The following is a 17,912-nucleotide window of genomic DNA, read 5'->3' as shown; positions in this document are numbered from 1 at the left end:
CCCTCCGCGAGACCTTCTGCGATGACCGACCACTTCCACCGCCCGCAGCAGGTCTGCGTGCTGGGTTCCACCGGATCCATCGGCACCAGCACGCTGGACGTGATCGCGCGTCATCCGGACCGTTATCGCGTCTTCGCCCTGTCGGCGATGAGCCGCGTCGACGAGCTCGCCGCGCAGTGCGTGCAATTCCAGCCGCGCTTCGCCGTCCTGCCCGATGCGGCGCTCGCCGCGCGACTGCGCACGATGCTGCGCGAATCCGGCGCCCGCACCGAAGTGCTCGACAGCATGGCCGCGTTGAGCGAGGTCGCCGCGCATCCCGACGTCGACGCGGTGATGGCCGCGATCGTAGGCGCCGCCGGCCTGCCGCCGGCGATGGCCGCGGCGCGTGCGGGCAAGCGCCTGCTGCTCGCCAACAAGGAAGCGATCGTGCTCGGCGGTGCGCTGTTCATGCGTGCGGTCGCCGAGGGCGGCGCGACGCTGCTGCCGGTGGATTCGGAGCATTCTGCGATCTTCCAGTGCCTGCCCGAGGACCGCTCGACCTGGCCGCAGCGCATCGACCACATCGTGCTGACCGCGTCCGGCGGGCCGTTCCGCCAGCGCGATCCGGCCTCGCTGGCCGATGTCACGCCCGAGCAGGCCTGCGCCCACCCGAACTGGGTGATGGGCCGCAAGATCTCGGTCGACTCGGCGACGATGATGAACAAGGCGCTCGAGGTCATCGAGGCGCGCTGGCTCTTCGACCTGAAGCCCGAGCAGATCAAGGTGCTGATCCACCCGCAGAGCATCGTGCATTCGATGGTGGTCTGCCGTGACCACTCGGTGCTGGCCCAGCTGGGCACGCCCGACATGCGCGTGCCCATCGCCTACGCGCTGGCCTTCCCCGAACGCATCGTTTCCGGCGCGGGTGTGCTGGACCTGCTCAAGACACCGAGCCTCGCCTTCGAAGAGGCTGACGAGCGCCGCTTCCCCGGCCTGCACCTGTCCTGGCAGGCACTGCGCGCGGCCGAAGGCAGCACCGCGGTGCTCAACGCCGCGAACGAGGAGGCGGTCGCCGCCTTCCTCGATCACCAGCTTCGCTTCGATCACATCTGCCGCGTCAACCGCGAGGTGCTTGAAACCGTGAATCCCCAGGCGGGCGAGGTCGACAGCGTCGAGGGGCTGCTGGCCCTCGACGGACGCGCCCGCCGACAGGCGAGACAGCAGATCGCGGCGCTCGCCGCAGCGGTCTGATCCTCCGGTCGACGACCGCCGCCCAGCCCCAGACCTCGATCCAGGACGCCCGCGATGCTTTCCCAAGTCCTCTATTTCCTCGTCACGCTGGGCATCCTCATCGTGATCCACGAGTGGGGCCACTACCGCGTGGCGCGTGCCTGCGGCGTCAAGGTGCTGCGTTTCTCGGTGGGCTTCGGCCGCGTGCTGCTGCGTCGGCGCAAGTCGCCGGACAGCACCGAGTTCACGCTGAGCGCGATCCCGCTCGGCGGCTACGTCCGCATGCTCGACGAGAGCGACGGCCCGGTGGCGCCCGACCAGCAATCGCAGGCCTTCAACCGCAAGACGCTGTGGCAGCGCGCGGCGATCGTCGCGGCGGGCCCGGCGGCCAACCTGATCCTGGCGGTGCTGCTGTTCGCGGTCGTCGGCTGGATCGGACGGGAAGAGCCGAAGGCGCTGCTCGGGTCCCCGACGGCGGGCGGACTGGCCGAACGCGCCGGCCTGCGTGCCGGTGACTGGGTGCAGGCCTGGTCCAACGACGGGCAGGATTGGGAAGACGTCCGATCGATGCCGGACTTCGGCTGGCAACTGGCGCAGTCCGTCGCGGACCGGCAGCCGCTGCTGCTCAGCGTCAGCGATGCGGCGGGCCACGGTCGCCGCACCGTGCGCCTCGAGACCGACACCCTGGAGAGCCGCGACTTCGACGAGAAGACGATCGGCCGCATCGGCTTGGGTGGCGTGTTCATCGAACCGGTACTGGGTCGCATGGTCGACGGCGAACCCGCGCAGGCCGCGGGCCTGCTGTCCGGCGATCGCGTGCTGCGCGTCAACGACGAGGTCGTGCCCGACGTCGCCTGGTTCATCCAGCGCGTGCGCCGCGCCATCGTCGATGGCCAGCCAGAGCCGCTGCGCGTGCTCGTGCGCCGTGACGGCCAGCAGCTGGAACGCGTGGTCACGCCGCGCGTCGAGATCGTCGGCGACCAGCGCGTGGCCCGCATCGGCGCGGGCTTCGACGCCCGGCCGGCGAGCGTCAAGGTGCACTACGGTCCCATCGAATCGGTACGGCAAGGCCTGACCCGCACCTGGGAGCTCAGCGCGCTGACGGTGAAGACCTTGGGTCGGATGTTGGTCGGTGAAGCTTCGGTAAAGAACCTCAGCGGACCCATCACGATCGCCAAGGCGGCGGACCAGTCGGCGAGCCTCGGATTGACTGCTTTCCTGAGCTTCCTTGCCGCCGTCAGCGTGAGCCTCGGCGTGCTGAACCTGCTGCCGCTGCCGATGCTCGATGGCGGACACCTGATGTATTATCTTTTCGAGGGTTTGAGCGGCCGCCCTGTCTCTGAGTGGTGGCACAAGCAGCTGCAACGCGCAGGCATTGCCGTCGTGCTGCTGATGATGAGCCTGGCCCTTTTCAACGATCTGACCCGCACGCTGGGTCTGCACTGAAGCTTCCGCATGCCCCGATTCCTGCCCGACGCCTTGCGCCCCCACGTGATCCAACTGGCGGTGCTGGCCACCGCGCTGCAAGCCGGTTCCGCCTGGGCCGCCGAACCGTTCGTCCTCAAGGACATCCGTGTCGAAGGTCTGCAGCGGACTGACCCGGGCACGGTGTTCGCGGCGCTGCCGTTCCGCATCGGTGACACCTACAACGACGAGAAGGGCGCCGCCGCGCTGCGCGCGCTGTTCGCGACCGGTCTGTTCAAGGACGTCCGCATCAACCTCGACACCGATGCCGTCGTCATCGTGATCGAGGAACGTCCGATCATCGCCAACGTCGGTTTCGTCGGCCTCAAGGAGTTCGACACCGAGGCGCTGACCAAGTCGCTGAAGGACGTCGGCATCGGCGAAGGCAAGCCTTTCGACAAGGCGCTGGCCGACCGCGCCGAGCAGGAACTGAAGCGTCAATACCTGACCCGCTCGCTGTACGGCGCCGAGGTCACGACGACGATCACCCCGATCGAGCGCAACCGCGTCAACGTCAGCTTCTCGGTGACGGAAGGCGAGCCGGCCAAGATCGCCGAGATCCGCATCCTGGGCAACAAGGTCTTCAGCGAAGGCACGCTGACGGGGCTGCTCGAGCAGACCACGTCGGGTTGGCTGACCTGGTACACGAAGACCGACCGCTACTCGCGCGCGAAGCTGAACGCGGACCTGGAAACGATCCGCTCGTACTACCTGAACCGCGGCTACCTCGAGTTCAACGTCGAGTCGACGCAGGTCACGATCTCGCCCGACAAGCAGAGCATCAGCATCGCGATCACGATCAACGAAGGTCAGCCGTACACGGTCAACGGGATCAAGCTCGAAGGCGACTTCATGGGTCGCGACGAGGAGTTCAAGCGCCTGATCGCGCTCAAGCCCGGCCAGCCTTACAACGGCGAGGCGGTGGCGCAGACGACGCGCAACTTCCAGGACCTCTACGGCACTTTCGGCTACGCCTTCGCGCGCGTCGAGAGCCGCCCGGAGATCGACCGCGCGACCGGCCAGGTGACGGTGACGCTGGTCGGCGAGCCGCAGCGCCGCGTCTACGTGCGTCGCGTGCTGATCTCGGGCAACACCCGCACGCGGGACGAAGTGATCCGCCGCGAGTTCCGCCAGTTCGAATCGTCCTGGTACGACGGCGCCCGCATCAAGGCCTCGCGCGACCGCGTCGAACGCCTGGGCTACTTCAAGGACGTCACGATCGACACGACCGAGGTCCCGGGTTCGCCCGACCAGGTCGACGTCACGCTGACCGTGACCGAGCGCCCGACCGGCAACATCCAGATCGGCGCCGGCTACTCCAGCGCGAGCAAGCTGTCGCTGTCGGGCTCGATCTCGCAGGAGAACGTGTTCGGCTCCGGCAACTACCTGGGCATCCAGGTGAACACCGCCAGCACCGGCCGCTCGCTGGGCGTGACGACGGTGGACCCGTACTTCACCGTCGACGGCGTGTCCCGCGCGATCGACGTGTTCTACCGGACCGTCAAGCCGATCAACAACCTCGGCGAGGAATACGAGTTCGCCTCGTACGGCGGCTCGGTCAAGTTCGGCGTGCCGTTCTCCGAGGACGACACCGTGTTCTTCGGCATCGGCTACGAAACGACGCGCATCACGACCCGCACCGGCCTGCCCAACAGCTACTGGCTGTTCCGCGAGCAGTTCGGTTCGTCGGCGATGTCGATCCCGCTGACGATCGGCTGGAAGAAGGACAACCGCGACTCCGTGATCACGCCGACCGCCGGCGCGATGAAGCGGGTGAACCTGGAGCTGAGCCCGGTCGGCGATTCGCGCTACACGATCGCCAACCTGCAGTACCAGGAGTTCTTCCCGCTGGGACGCAAGTTCTCGCTGATGGTCAACGGCGAATTCGCCTACGGCAAGGGCCTGAGCGGCCGGCCGTATCCGATCTTCAAGAACTTCTACGGCGGTGGCCTGGGTTCGGTGCGGGTGTTCGAGCCCGGCACGCTGGGCCCGGTCGACGTGACCGGCTCCTACACCGGCGGTAACCGCAAGTTCAACCTGAACACCGAGTTCTACGTGCCGGTGCCGGGTTCGGGCAACGACAAGAGCTTCCGTCTGTTCGCGTTCCTGGACGCGGGCAACGTGTGGGGCCAGGACGAGAAGCTCAAGTTCGGTGATGTGCGTGCCTCGGCTGGCGCGGGGATCAGCTGGCTGTCGCCGATGGGCCCGCTGCGGCTCAGCTACGGCTCGCCGATCCGCAAGAAGCCCACGGATAGAATCGAGCGATTCCAATTCCAGATCGGGACTGCATTCTGATGAAGAGCAAGCTGTCGCAGATCGTCGCCACCGTCCTCCTGACGGGCGCGGCGACCCTGGGCGCGCAAGCCCAGGAAGTCAAGATCGGCTACGTCAACAGCGAGCGGATCCTGCGCGAAACCAATTTGGCCAAGGCGGCGGAAACGAAGCTGCAAGCCGAGTTCAGCCGTCGCGAAAAGGCGCTGGTCGACCTGGAGACCAAGTTGCGCGCCGCGGCCGAGAAGCTCGACAAGGACAGCCCCGCGCTGGGCGAGGCCGAGCGCGGCCGCCGCCAGCGCGAGCTGATCGAACAGGACCGCGACCTGCAGCGCAAGCGCCGGGAGTTCAACGAGGACGTCTCCCAGCGCAAGAACGAAGAACTCTCCGCCGTGGTCGAGAAGGCCAACAAGGTCATCAAGCAGATCTTCGAGCAGGAAAAGTACGATCTGATCGTTCAGGACGCGATTCATGCCAGCCCCCGCGTGGACATCACGAAGAAGGTGATCGACGCGCTCAACAGTCAGAAATGACACCCGCCGTGACGCCGGAAGTGACCAAGAAGCAGGTTCTGGTCTCCGATCTGATCGCCGCCTTGGGCGGCGATCTTGTTGGTGCCTCCACCACGGCGATCCGCGCGATCGCGCCGCTGGAGGATGCGGGCGCGGACGCGATCTCCTTCCTCTCGAATCCGAAGTACGAGGCGCAGCTCGCGACCACGCAGGCCGCCTGCGTGATCGTGTCGCCGAAGCTGGCGGAAGCCGCCGCAGCCCGTCAGGGCGCCGGCACGACCGCGTGCTGCATCGTGGCGCCGGATCCCTACCTCTACTTCGCGCGCCTGACCCAGTGGTGGGCCGCGAACATGCGCAAGCCGCGCGCCATGCCGGCCATCCATCCGACCGCGACCGTCGCGGCGGACGCGGTGATCGGCCAGGACGTGGAAGTCGGCCCGCATGCGGTGATCGAGTCCGGCGCGGTGCTGGGCGACGGCGTGCGCATCGGCGCGCATACGATCGTCGAGCAGGACGCCCGCGTCGGCGCGCACACGCGGTTCGCGCCGCACGTGGTGTTCGGCCATGACTGCGTGATCGGCGAACGCTCGATGCTGCACAGCGGCGTGGTCATCGGGGCGGACGGCTTCGGCTTCGCGCCGACCAAGCGCTCGGACGGCGAGCCCGGCGTCGAGTGGGTCAAGATCGAACAGCTCGGCGCGGTGCGCATCGGCGACGGCGTCGAGATCGGCGCCAACACCTGCGTCGACCGCGGCGCGCTGGGTGACACGGTGATCGCCGACGGCGTCATCATCGACAACCTGGTCCAGATCGCGCACAACGTGAAGATCGGCAAGGGCACGGCGATCGCCGGCGCGACGGCGATCGCCGGCAGCGCGGAGATCGGCGCCAACTGCATCGTGGCCGGCGCGGCGCGCATCAACGGCCACATCCGCATCACCGACGGCGTGCAGATCGGCCCGACGGCCAACATCAGCAACAGCATCGACAAGCCCGGCGCCTACGCCGGCATGTGGCCCTTCGAGGACGCCGCATCGTGGCAGAAGAACGCCGCCGCCCTGCGCGGGCTCTATGAGCTGCGCCAGCGCGTGCGTGCCCTGGAAAAGAAGACGACATGACTGAGACCCGCATCGACATCCACGGCATCCTCGAGAAGCTGCCGCACCGTTATCCCATCCTGCTCGTGGACCGCGTCCTGGAAGTGGAGAAGGGCGTGCGCATCCGGGCGATCAAGAACGTCAGCATCAACGAGCCGTTCTTCAACGGCCACTTCCCGCACCGTCCGGTGATGCCGGGCGTGCTGATCCTGGAAGCGCTGGCGCAGGCCGCGACGCTGCTGGCGGTCGAGAGCTACAACTTCACGCTGGACGAGAACCACGTCGTCTACTTCGCCGGCATCGACAACGCCCGCTTCAAGCGGCCCGTCGAGCCGGGCGACCAGCTGATCCTCGAGGTCACGCTGGACCGCGCGAAGGCCGGCATCTACAAGTTCGGCGCCAAGGCGCTGGTCGGCACCGACATCGTGGCCGAGGCCGGCCTGATGTGCACGATGCGCAAGCTCGACTGCTGAGTCGTCGTTGAACACCCGCAGAAGTCCCCGCTGAACAGCCGCTGAATCCGGACGCCCATGGCCCGCATCCATCCCACCGCGATCATCGACCCGCAGGCGCAGCTCGACGAGACCGTCCAGGTCGGCCCGTACGCGGTCATCGGCCCCGAGGTGCGCATCGGCGCGGGGACCCGCGTCGGCCCGCACACCGTGATCGAGGGCAAGACCACGATCGGTCGCGACAACGTCATCTACCAGTTCGCGTCGATCGGCGCGATGCCGCAGGACATGAGCCATGGCGGCGAGGTGACCGAGCTCGTCATCGGCGACCGCAACACGATCCGCGAGTTCTGCACCTTCAACACCGGCACGTTCAAGGAGCAGGGCGTCACGCGCGTCGGCTCCGACAACTGGATCATGGCCTACGTGCATCTGGCGCATGACGTGGTGGTCGGCGACCACTGCGTGCTGGCCAACAACGCCACGCTGGCCGGCCACGTGCATGTGGGCGACTGGGCCACGATCGGCGGCCTGACCGGCGTCCACCAGTTCGTGCACGTCGGCGCGCACGCGATGATCGGTTTCCAGGGCCATGTGGCGCAGGACGTCGCCCCGTACATGACGGTCGACGGCAATCCGCTGGGCGTGCGCGCGGTCAACCTGACCGGCCTGCGCCGCCGCGGCTTCAGCAACGACCGCATCGGCGTGATCCGCCAGATCCACAAGCTGCTGTTCCGCGACGGTACGACGCTGGAGCAATCCGTCGCCAACATCGAGGCGCTCAAGCAGGGCCAGGACGCCGAGTCGATCCGCGACATCCAGGCGATGCTGGACTTCCTGGCGGGCGCCAAGCGCGGCCTCGTCCGCTGAACGGCCCGGACGATTGACATGAGCGCCACGGATCCTCGACTGGGCCTGGTGGCCGGCGAGGCCTCCGGCGATTTGCTCGCCAGCCTGCTGCTGCAAGGCCTGAAGGCGCGCTGGCCGGACTTGAGCTCGGCCGGCATCGGCGGCCCCAGGATGCAGACACAAGGCTTCGACGCCTGGTGGCCCAGCCACAAGCTGTCGATCTTCGGCTACTGGGACGCGATCAAGAACATCCGCGAGCTGCTCGCGATCCGCCGCCAGCTCGGCGATCGACTGATTGCCGAGCGGCCGTCGGTCTTCGTCGGCGTCGACGCGCCCGACTTCAACTTCGGCCTGGAGCAGCGCCTGCGCGAGGCCGGCATCAAGACCGTCCACTTCGTCTGCCCGTCCATCTGGGCCTGGCGCGCGGAGCGCGTGCAGACGATCAAGCGCAGTGCGGATCACGTGCTGTGCCTGTTCCCGTTCGAACCTGCGATCCTGCAGAAGGCGGGCATCCCGTCGACCTACGTCGGGCACCCGTTGGCCGACCAGATCCCGTTCGAACCGCCACGCGAGGACGCGCGCCGCGACCTGGGCCTTGCGGAGAGCGACACCATCGTCGCCATCCTGCCCGGCAGCCGTCGCAGCGAACTGGACTACATCGGCCCGCCGCTGCTGGACGCCGCGCGGCGCATGCACCAGGCGCGCCCCGCGCTGCGCTTCGTCATCCCGATCGCGCCGGGCCTGCGTCCGATGGTCGAGGCGCTGATGGCGCAGCACGGCCAGGGCCTGCCGATGACGCTGGTCGACGGTCGCGCCCAGGAGGCGCTGGCCGCCTGCGACCTGACGCTGGTCGCGAGCGGCACCGCGACGCTGGAAGCGGCGCTGCTGAAGCGGCCGATGGTGATTGCCTACAAGCTGCACTGGTTCAACGCGTGGCGGATGAAGGGCAAGGCGCTGCTGCCGTGGGTGGGGCTGCCGAACGTGCTCGCGCGCGAGACGCTGGTGCCCGAGTGCCTGCAGGACGAATGCACCGGCGAGCGCATCGCCCGCGAGGGCCTGGCCTGGCTGGACGACGCGCCGCGTCGGGAGCGGCTGCGCGAGCGTTTCCTCGAGATCCACCAACAGCTGCGCTGCAACACCGCGCAAAAGGCCGGCGATGCGATCGCGAAAATCCTCGGCGCTTGAGCCTCCGACGCAACTGGGCCTGGAATGGGTCCGCGAGGGTCTGCTGTGCGGCGTGGACGAAGCGGGCCGCGGGCCGCTGGCGGGCCCGGTGGTCGCCGCGGCGGTGATCCTGGACGATCAGAACCCGATCAAGGGGCTGAACGATTCGAAGGTGCTCAGCGAGAAGAAGCGCGAGCAGCTGTTCGACGAGATCCGCGCCAAGGCGCTGTGCTTCTGCATCGCGGAGGCGACGGTCGAGGAGATCGACCGCATCAACATCCTGCAGGCGACGATGCTGGCGATGCGCCGCGCGGTCGAGGGCCTGCGGCTCAAGCCCGCGCACGTGCAGGTCGACGGCAACCGGCTGCCGGTGCTGCGCATCCCCGCCGAGGCCATCGTCAAGGGCGATGCGCTGGTGCCGGCGATCTCGGCCGCGTCGATCCTGGCCAAGGTGCACCGCGACCGTTTCTGCCTGCAGATGCACGCGCAGCATCCGGAGTACGGCTTCGACAACCACAAGGGCTACGGCACGCGCGAGCACCTGGACGCGCTGCGCGTGCACGGCGCGAGCGTGTGGCATCGGCAGAGCTTCGCGCCGGTGCGTTCGCTGGACCTGGGTGATCCGGGCCTGGCGAACATCGCGCCCCCACGGAACGTCGATCCCGCGCTGAACGAGGAAATGAGACCCGGATGAGCTGGCAGTCGATCACCGCGCGCGACAACCCGAACCTGCAGCGACTGCGCAAGCTGGCGCAGGATGGCGGCGCCTACCGCAAGCTGGGCGGTGTCTGGCTGGAAGGCGACCACCTCGTGCGCGCGGCGGTGCAACGCGGCGTCAAACCGTCGCTCGCGCTGATCACGGACGTGGCCGCGGCGGACGAGGCGCTGCATGCGCTCGCCGACGTGGCACCGAAAGTGCTGGTCGTGTCGCCGGAGCTCTTCAAGACGGTGTCGGGCCTGGAGTCGCCGGCGCAGATCGGCTTCGAGCTGGCCCTGCCGACGCAGCCGCGCATCGAGGCGAAGGCCGATTCCGTCGTGCTGGACCGCCTGCAGGATGCGGGCAATGTCGGCACGATCCTGCGCAGCGCGGGTGCGCTGGGCTTCCGGCAGGTGCTGGCGCTCAAGGGCACCGCGGCGCTGTGGTCACCGAAGGTGCTGCGCGCCGGCATGGGCGCGCACTTCGGCCTGCATCTCGTGGAAGGTCTGAGCATCGAGGACCTCGATGCGCTGAAGGTCCCGCTGCTGGCGACCAGTTCGCATGCGGATGCCATGCTCCATCAAGCCGATCTCCCCAACCCTTGCGCCTGGGTCATGGGCCACGAAGGGCAGGGCGTCGCCGAGGCGCTGATGCAGCGCTGCGCGTTGCGCGTCGGCATTCCGCAGCCGGGCGGCGAAGAGTCCCTGAACGTGGCGAGCGCCGCGTCGATCTGCCTCTACGAATCGGCTCGTCGCAGGCTGATCTGAGCGACCGTCCCACACGCTTTGCGCGGCGATCCATTCATCGCGCCATCGCGAGCGCGGCGACTCCCAACGCAATGAACACCGCGCCCGCGATGCGCCACCCGCGCTCGCCCTCGCCGAGCAACTGTCCGCCGATCAGCGCGGCGAACAGCATCGACAGCTCCCGCGCCGGCGCGACGCGCGACAGCGGCGCAAGCTTCATCGCATAGAGCACCAGGATGTAGGCCGATGGCGCGCCGACGGCCACGACCAGCGCATGCTTCCACTGCTTGCGCAGTGCGGGCATGAAGCCGGCACGGTCGCGCAGCACGGCGGGCAGGCTCACCGGCACGCGCAGCAGGTTGCAGATGTAGTCGTAGAGGATCGGCGACAGCGCCAGCACCTTCACCGCGTAGCCGTCGATGACGCTGTAGGCGGCGATCGTGGCGCCGGTGAGCGCGCCCCAAGCGATGCCGAGCTTGCGTTTGCGGTGCAGTTCCGGATCGTGGTTCGCGCCTCTCGAGAAGAACGTCGGGCCCGCCGCCATCAGCAGGATGCCGCCGACGACACCCGCAAGTCCAAGCCCGCCTCCCACGCCGAGATGCTCGCCCAGCAGCACCACCGCGATCAGCGACGACAGCAGCGGCCCGCTGCCGCGCGCGACGGGGTAGACGACCGTCATGTCGGCGGCGCGGTAGCCGGCGAGCAGCGCGTTGAAGTAGGCCAGATGGACGACCGCGCTGGCGAGCGTGGCCGTCCACGCCTGCCAGCCCCAGGCGGGCAGGTCGTCGAGTCCGACGACCACGACCACGGGCAGCCAGAGCACCGTGACGCCGACGGCGGTCATGCAGGCGAAATGATGGTTGCCCTGCGCCTTCTTGGCGGCGAAGTTCCACAGCGCGTGGATCAGCGCGGCCGCGACGACCAGGGCGAGCGCGCTCGCTGGCATCGGTCGCGGGCGCCCTCAATACATCAGGCGATCGGGACGGATGTCGCGCAGGATCGTCGTGGCGATTTCCTCGATCGACTTGTGCGTCGACGACAGCCAGTTGATGCCGGCCTTCTTCATCATCGTCTCGGCCTCGCGGACCTCGTAGTGGCAGTTCATGAGGTCGGCGTACTTGCTGCCCGGGCGGCGCTCGTTGCGGACCTGCGCCAGCCGCTCCGGGTCGATCGTCAGGCCGAAGCACTTCTTCTTGTGCGGGATCAGCAGCGAGGGCAGGTGGCCGCGATCGAAGTCCTCGGGGATCAGCGGGTAGTTGGCCGCCTTGATGCCGTGCTGCATCGCCAGGTACAGCGAGGTCGGCGTCTTGCCGCAACGACTGACCCCCACCAGGATCACGTCCGCCGAGTCGAGGTTGCGCGCCGACTGTCCGTCGTCGTGCGCCAGCGAGAAATTGATCGCCTCGATCCGGTCGTGGTACTCCTGGCTCTTCGCGACGTCGGAGAAGCGGCCGACGCGATGGCTGGACTTGATCCGGAACTCGTCTTCCAAGGGCGCGATGAAGGTGCCGAACATGTCCATCACGAGGCCTTGACACTCCTGGCGCACCACGTTCAGCACCTCGCGATTGACCAGCGTCGCGAAGACGATGGGTCGCACGCCTTCGCGCTCGCCGGTCTCGTTGATCTCCTGGACCAGCTGGCGGGCCTTCTCGCCGCTGTCGATGAACGGGCGGCGCACGTGACGGGCCTTCACCGGGAACTGCGCCAGGATGGAGTTACCGAAGGTTTCGGCGGTGATGCCGGTGCCATCCGAGACGAAGTAGACGGTGTGCTGGGTCATGAGGGGCCTTTGAATCATGCCGGGACCGAACCGCGAGCGGCCCGGGAGCCTTCGCCGGATCGGGCATGCCGCATGCCGAAGCGGGAAGAACGGCCGTTGTCCTGCCTCGGCCCGGCCCCGAACGGGGGCTTACATCATAGATCGGCGACCCACTAGAATCGTCCGCAACTTGCCCCTGCCCATCGCATGAACGCCGCATGAACGCCGCCTCGCGCCGCCCACAAGAATCGACAACACCTGTCGTGCGCCGCGTCATGCCTGTCTCCCTCGAAGCCGCCGATGCGATCGGCCTGCTCGGGAGTGCGCGGGGAGCCCCGGTTTCTCAACATCACGGAGTTTTCCCATGTCTGATGCACGCTTCGAGGCGACCGCCCTGGTCGTACCCTTCGAGAAACTGAGGATGACCGACGTCGAGTCGGTGGGCGGCAAGAACGCCTCGCTCGGCGAAATGATCTCGCAGCTGGCCGAAACCGGCGTGCGCGTGCCTGGCGGCTTCGCCACCACGGCCCACGCCTTCCGCCAGTTCCTCAAGCATGAAGGCCTGGATGTCCGCATCCAGAATCGCCTGGCCGACCTCAACACCGATGACGTCCGCGCGCTGGCCGTGGCCGGCGCCGAGATCCGCGGCTGGCTGGAAGCGCAGCCGTTCCCGGCCGACCTCGAAGCGGCGATCCGCGCCTCCTTCGCCGGCCTGACCGCGGACAACCCGGACGCCTCCTTCGCCGTGCGTTCGTCCGCGACCGCGGAAGACCTGCCCGACGCCTCCTTCGCCGGCCAGCAGGAGACCTTCCTGAACGTCGTCGGCATCGAGGACGTGCTGCACAAGATGAAGGAAGTCTTCGCGTCGCTCTACAACGACCGCGCGATCAGCTACCGCGTGCACAAGGGCTTCGCGCACAGCGAGGTGGCCCTGTCGGCGGGCGTGCAACGCATGGTGCGCTCCGACCTGGGCGCCGCCGGCGTGATGTTCACCATCGACACCGAGTCCGGCTTCAAGGATGTCGTCTTCATCACCTCCAGCTACGGCCTGGGCGAGACGGTGGTGCAGGGCGCCGTCAACCCCGACGAGTTCTACGTCCACAAGCCGGCGCTGCAGCGCGGCAAGTTCGCGCTGATCCGCCGCAACCTGGGGTCCAAGCTGATCCAGATGACCTTCTCCACGCCCGAGGAGAAGGCCGCCAGCGGCAGGCTGGTCAAGACCGTCGACGTCGAGGTCGAGCAGCGCAACCGCTACTCGCTGACCGACGAGGACGTCGTGCAACTGGCCAAGTACGCGGTGATCATCGAGCAGCATTACGGCCGCCCGATGGACATCGAGTGGGGCAAGGACGGCAACGACGGCCAGCTCTACATCCTGCAGGCGCGCCCGGAGACGGTGAAGAGCCAGGCCGAGGGCCAGGTCGAGCAGCGCTTCAAGCTCAAGGGTTCGGGCACGGTGGTCGCCGAAGGTCGCGCGATCGGCCAGAAGATCGGCACGGGCCCGGTGCGCCTGGTCGACAGCGTGGCCGAGATGGAACGCGTGCAGCCCGGCGACGTGCTGGTCACCGACATGACCGATCCGAACTGGGAGCCGGTCATGAAGCGCGCCAGCGCGATCGTGACCAACCGCGGCGGCCGTACCTGCCACGCGGCGATCATCGCGCGTGAGCTGGGCATCCCGGCGGTCGTCGGATGCGGCGACGCGACGGACAAGCTCAAGGACGGTCAACTGGTGACGGTGGTCTGCTCCGAGGGCGACACCGGCTTCATCTACGACGGCCTGCTCGAGACCGAGGTCAGCGAAGTCCACCGCGGCGAGATGCCCTACAGCCCGGTGAAGATCATGATGAACGTCGGCAATCCGCAGCTGGCGTTCAACTTCGCGCAGATGCCCAACAGCGGCGTCGGTCTGGCGCGGCTCGAGTTCATCATCAACAACAACATCGGCGTCCACCCGAAGGCGATCCTGGACTATCCGAACATCGACAACGACCTGAAGAAGGCCGTCGAGTCGGTGGCGCGGGGCCATGCCTCGCCGCGCGCGTTCTACGTCGACAAGCTGGCCGAAGGCATCGCCACGATTGCCGCGGCCTTCTGGCCGCAGCCGGTCATCGTGCGTCTGTCCGACTTCAAGAGCAACGAGTACCGCAAGCTGATCGGCGGCTCGCGCTACGAGCCGGACGAAGAGAACCCGATGCTGGGCTTCCGTGGCGCGTCGCGCTACATCTCGGGCGAGTTCCAGGACGCGTTCGCGATGGAATGCGAGGCGCTCAAGCGCGTGCGCAACGACATGGGCCTGACCAACGTCGAGATCATGGTGCCCTTCGTGCGCACGGTGAAGCAGGCGCAGAAGGTCGTCGAGATGCTGGGTGAGCGCGGCCTCAAGCGCGCGGCCAACGGCGGCCAGGACGGCCTGCGCGTCATCATGATGTGCGAGGTCCCGAGCAACGCCATCCTGGCCGAGCAGTTCCTGGAGCATTTCGACGGCATGTCGATCGGCTCGAACGACCTGACGCAGCTGACGCTGGGCCTGGACCGCGACTCCGGCCTGGAGCTGCTGTCGGGCGACTTCGACGAACGCGATCCGGCGGTCAAGGCCCTGATCTCGCGCGCGATCGCTGCCTGCCGCGCCACGGGCAAGTACATCGGCATCTGCGGCCAGGGCCCCAGCGACCATGCGGACTTCGCCGAATGGCTCGCTGCGGAAGGCATTGCCTCGCTGTCGCTGAACCCGGACACGGTGGTCGAGACCTGGCAGCGCCTCGCGAAGCGCTGAGCCCTCGCACCGCACCACGCAACGGCCCTTCGGGGCCGTTTCCCATTGCAGTCCTCGGTCGCAAAACCGAGGAAGGACGACAGTGGTTGGGGACGGCATGGCGTGGGGTTTCGGAGCTTGCCTCCGGGGCCCCACGCCATGGCGGCCAACGCCCAAGCCTCAGCAGGCAGGCGGTCCCCGCATGTCCCCGGGGGAAGTTGTGGATGCGCCCGCACGGCAAGAGGGTGATGATCCGCCCCCATGTCGACTCCCCCGCCAGACGCCGCGTTCCGCCGCCGGCTCCATCGCATCTACGGTGCCTACACGATCGGCTTCGTCTTGCTGGTGGGGCTGCTGGGCGTGCTGGAGCGGATGGGGATGCCCAAGCAGTGGCTCGGGTTCTCGTTCCTGCTGCTGACGGTGCTGATCTACGCCGGCATCGGCGTGTTCAGCCGCACCACCGACCCTGTCGAGTACTACGTTGCCGGCCGGCGCGTCCCGGCGTTCTACAACGGCATGGCCGCGGGCGCCGACTGGATGAGCGCGGCGAGTTTCCTCGGCATGGCGGGGAGCTTGTACCTCGCGGGCTACGGCGGGCTGGCCTTCGTGCTCGGCTGGACCGGCGGCTTCTGTCTCGTGGCCTTGCTGCTCGCCCCGTACCTGCGCCGCTTCGGCGGCTTCACGGTGCCGGACTTCCTCGGCGCGCGATTCGAGAGCCGCGGCCTGCGCGTGATGGGCGCCGCGGCGGCGGTGCTGGTGTCCTTCATCTACCTCGTCGCGCAGATCTACGCGATCGGCCTGATCACGACGCGGCTGACGGGGCTGACCTTCGAGATCGGCCTGTTCGTCGGACTCGGCGGCGTGCTGGTGTGCTCCTTCCTCGGCGGCATGCGGGCCGTGACCTGGACCCAGGTGGCGCAGTACATCATCATGATCGTGGCCTACGTGGTGCCGGTGATGTGGCTGTCGACGCTGCAGACCGGTTCGCCGCTGCCGCAGTTCACCGCGGGCACCGAGATCCGCGAGATCACCGCCCGCGAGCAGCAGCTGCTGCACGATCCGAAGGAACTGCAGGTCCGTGCCCTCTATGAGCAGCGCGCCAAGGATTTCGAGCACCTGCTCGCCGGCCTGCCGCACTCGCTCGACGCGGAGCGCCAGCGCGTCTCGCAGGTGATCGCGCAGCTGAAGTTCGAGGATGCGCCGCTCGCGCAGATCCAGGCGGCGGAGAAGGTCCGCGCCGCACTCCCGCGCACCGAGGCGGAGGCCCGCGAACTCTGGTTGCGCGCCGTCGCCGCCAATCGACAGCGCGCCGAGCCGCTCGCCGGCATGCCGCTGCACGCGCAGCCCTTCGCCGGCGATCCCGAGGGCACCCCGGCCGAGCAGGAGGCCTACACGCTGGCACGCCGCAACTTCCTGGCGCTGGTGCTCGTGCTGATGGTGGGCACCGCCGGGCTGCCGCACATCCTGACCCGCTATTACACGGTGCCGACGGTGGCGGAGGCGCGCACCTCGGTCGCGTGGACGCTGTTCTTCATCGCGCTGCTCTACCTGTTCGCGCCGGCGCTGGCGGTGATGCTCAAGCATGAGGTGCTGCATCACCTGGTCGGCTCGCCGATCGCGGAGCTGCCCGGGTGGATGAAGCAATGGATGCGCGTCGATCCCAGTCTGCTGAACATCCAGGACATCAACCAGGACGGCATCCTGCAGCTCGGCGAACTGCGCCTGGGCGGCGACATCGTCATGCTGATGACGCCCGAGCTCGCCGGTCTGCCGTACGTGCTCTCCGCGATGGTGGCCGCCGGTGCGCTGGCGGCGGCGCTGTCGACGGCGGACGGGCTGCTGCTGACGATCTCCAGCGCGCTCTCGCACGACGTCTACTACCGCGTCATGAACCCGCGCGCCTCGATGACGCAGCGGGTGACGATCTCCAAGGCGCTGCTGCTGGCGACCGCGCTCACCGCCGCCGCCGTGGCCGCTCAGAAACCGGCGGACATCCTGCTGCTGGTGTCGGCGGCGTTCTCGCTGTCGGGATCCACGCTGGTGCCGGCGCTGGTCGCGGGCATCTTCTGGAAACGCGCCAACAAGCAGGGCGCGGCCGCCGGCATGCTCGCGGGGCTGGGCATGACGCTGTACTACATGGTGGGAGCCCACGCCGGCCTGCGCCAGGCGCTCGGGATCGGCGGCGCCCCGCAGCTGTGGTGGGGCATCCAGCCGATGGCGGCGGCGCTGTTCGGACTGCCGGCGGGCATCGCCGCGCTGGTCGTGGTGAGCCTGCTGACGCCGCCGCCGTCGCCGACGGCCCGCGCGCTGCAGGCCCGGGTCACGGGCGCCGCACCCTGAGCGCCTTGAACGCCTTGAACGCCTTGAGCCCCCGGGAATGGGGCGGCTCTTCGCGCCTCTCGGCCGGCCAGTGGACGGCAAGGGCCAAAGTCGTCTAGAATCCGCGATTCCCCTTGCCGGGCCCAGGAGTAGACGCTGGGGTCCGGCTTTCAGGCCAAGGGCAGAACATCACCCGATGTTGATGTTGGTGTTGGTGCCGGCGGTCGTTGAAACCCACAAGGAGTACACATGCGTCACTATGAGATCGTTCTGCTGATCCATCCGGATCAAAGCGAACAAGTTCCGGCGATGCTGGAGCGCTACAAGGGCCTGGTCACCAACGGTGGTGGCAAGGTGCATCGCGTGGAAGACTGGGGCCGCCGTCAGCTGGCCTACATGATCCAGAAGCTGGCCAAGGCGCATTACCTGTGCCTGAACATCGAGTGCAGCAAGGAAATCCTGGCTGAAATCGAGACCGGTTTCCGCTTCAACGACGCCGTGCTGCGTCACCTGACCGTCGTCAAGGACAAGGCCGAGACGAACCCGTCGGTGATGATGAAGGCCGTCGAGCGCGAAGAAGCCCGCAAGGCCCCGCAAGAAGCGTCCGCCTGAGCT

The 17,912-nt window shown here is 68.0% G+C and carries 15 protein-coding genes; 13 read left to right on the top strand and 2 right to left on the bottom strand.

What is annotated here, in order from left to right; all coding sequences use genetic code 11:
- The first annotated feature begins 21 nt into the window (after nucleotides 1-21).
- From ispC to AC1VNM_RS13660, 10 genes are read left to right on the top strand one after another with little or no spacing between them, the layout of a single operon-like run.
- Nucleotides 22-1,230, top strand: coding sequence for a 1-deoxy-D-xylulose-5-phosphate reductoisomerase (ispC, locus tag AC1VNM_RS13705; RefSeq protein ID WP_483107284.1), 1,209 nt, complete (start codon nucleotides 22-24; stop codon nucleotides 1,228-1,230).
- 54 nt (nucleotides 1,231-1,284) lie between these two features.
- Complete coding sequence (gene rseP, locus AC1VNM_RS13700) at nucleotides 1,285-2,655, top strand: RIP metalloprotease RseP (RefSeq protein WP_377152686.1); 1,371 nt, start codon at nucleotides 1,285-1,287, stop codon at nucleotides 2,653-2,655.
- Between the two features lie 9 nt (nucleotides 2,656-2,664).
- The gene (bamA, locus tag AC1VNM_RS13695) at nucleotides 2,665-4,968 is read left to right on the top strand and encodes an outer membrane protein assembly factor BamA (protein WP_483107283.1); all 2,304 of its coding nucleotides are present in this window, start codon (nucleotides 2,665-2,667) and stop codon (nucleotides 4,966-4,968) included.
- Complete coding sequence (locus tag AC1VNM_RS13690) at nucleotides 4,968-5,477, top strand: OmpH/Skp family outer membrane protein (RefSeq protein ID WP_377152688.1); 510 nt, start codon at nucleotides 4,968-4,970, stop codon at nucleotides 5,475-5,477. Before bamA ends, AC1VNM_RS13690 begins: the two co-directional genes overlap by 1 nt.
- The gene (gene lpxD, locus AC1VNM_RS13685; RefSeq protein ID WP_483107282.1) at nucleotides 5,474-6,574 is read left to right on the top strand and encodes a UDP-3-O-(3-hydroxymyristoyl)glucosamine N-acyltransferase; all 1,101 of its coding nucleotides are present in this window, start codon (nucleotides 5,474-5,476) and stop codon (nucleotides 6,572-6,574) included. Before AC1VNM_RS13690 ends, lpxD begins: the two co-directional genes overlap by 4 nt.
- Complete coding sequence (gene fabZ, locus AC1VNM_RS13680; RefSeq protein WP_377152692.1) at nucleotides 6,571-7,026, top strand: 3-hydroxyacyl-ACP dehydratase FabZ; 456 nt, start codon at nucleotides 6,571-6,573, stop codon at nucleotides 7,024-7,026. Before lpxD ends, fabZ begins: the two co-directional genes overlap by 4 nt.
- Before the next feature lie 57 nt (nucleotides 7,027-7,083).
- A complete protein-coding gene (lpxA, locus tag AC1VNM_RS13675) occupies nucleotides 7,084-7,875 on the top strand; it encodes an acyl-ACP--UDP-N-acetylglucosamine O-acyltransferase (RefSeq protein ID WP_377152695.1) in 792 nt (263 codons plus the stop codon).
- A gap of 18 nt (nucleotides 7,876-7,893) precedes the next feature.
- A complete protein-coding gene (gene lpxB / locus AC1VNM_RS13670; protein ID WP_483107281.1) occupies nucleotides 7,894-9,039 on the top strand; it encodes a lipid-A-disaccharide synthase in 1,146 nt (381 codons plus the stop codon).
- Nucleotides 9,011-9,712 carry a ribonuclease HII gene (rnhB, locus tag AC1VNM_RS13665; protein ID WP_377152700.1) on the top strand — a complete coding sequence of 234 codons (702 nt, stop codon included), beginning with the start codon at nucleotides 9,011-9,013 and terminating at the stop codon, nucleotides 9,710-9,712. The genes lpxB and rnhB overlap by 29 nt, the downstream gene beginning before the upstream one ends.
- Nucleotides 9,709-10,482 carry a TrmH family RNA methyltransferase gene (locus tag AC1VNM_RS13660; protein WP_483107280.1) on the top strand — a complete coding sequence of 258 codons (774 nt, stop codon included), beginning with the start codon at nucleotides 9,709-9,711 and terminating at the stop codon, nucleotides 10,480-10,482. The genes rnhB and AC1VNM_RS13660 overlap by 4 nt, the downstream gene beginning before the upstream one ends.
- Before the next feature lie 34 nt (nucleotides 10,483-10,516).
- Here the strand turns inward: AC1VNM_RS13660 and AC1VNM_RS13655 are convergent, their stop codons facing one another.
- Both AC1VNM_RS13655 and ppsR read right to left on the bottom strand, forming a co-directional pair.
- A complete protein-coding gene (locus AC1VNM_RS13655; RefSeq protein WP_483107279.1) occupies nucleotides 10,517-11,407 on the bottom strand; it encodes an EamA family transporter in 891 nt (296 codons plus the stop codon).
- 15 nt (nucleotides 11,408-11,422) lie between these two features.
- Complete coding sequence (gene ppsR, locus AC1VNM_RS13650) at nucleotides 11,423-12,244, bottom strand: posphoenolpyruvate synthetase regulatory kinase/phosphorylase PpsR (RefSeq protein WP_377152706.1); 822 nt, start codon at nucleotides 12,242-12,244, stop codon at nucleotides 11,423-11,425.
- 343 nt (nucleotides 12,245-12,587) lie between these two features.
- Here ppsR and ppsA point away from each other — a divergent pair, with 343 nt between their 5' ends.
- From ppsA to rpsF, 3 genes are all read left to right on the top strand, one after another.
- Entirely contained in the window at nucleotides 12,588-14,999 is a 2,412-nt protein-coding gene (gene ppsA, locus AC1VNM_RS13645; RefSeq protein ID WP_483107278.1) for a phosphoenolpyruvate synthase, read from the top strand.
- A 240-nt stretch (nucleotides 15,000-15,239) separates the two neighbouring features.
- Nucleotides 15,240-17,318 carry a sodium:solute symporter family protein gene (locus tag AC1VNM_RS13640; protein ID WP_483107277.1) on the top strand — a complete coding sequence of 693 codons (2,079 nt, stop codon included), beginning with the start codon at nucleotides 15,240-15,242 and terminating at the stop codon, nucleotides 17,316-17,318.
- Nucleotides 17,319-17,546: 228 nt separating this feature from the next.
- Nucleotides 17,547-17,909, top strand: coding sequence for a 30S ribosomal protein S6 (rpsF, locus tag AC1VNM_RS13635; RefSeq protein WP_067062529.1), 363 nt, complete (start codon nucleotides 17,547-17,549; stop codon nucleotides 17,907-17,909).
- Nucleotides 17,910-17,912 lie beyond the last annotated feature (3 nt).

The sequence above is a fragment of the Mitsuaria sp. MSU3D genome (assembly GCF_056867975.1).
This window is presented reverse-complemented; position numbering and strand designations above follow the sequence as displayed.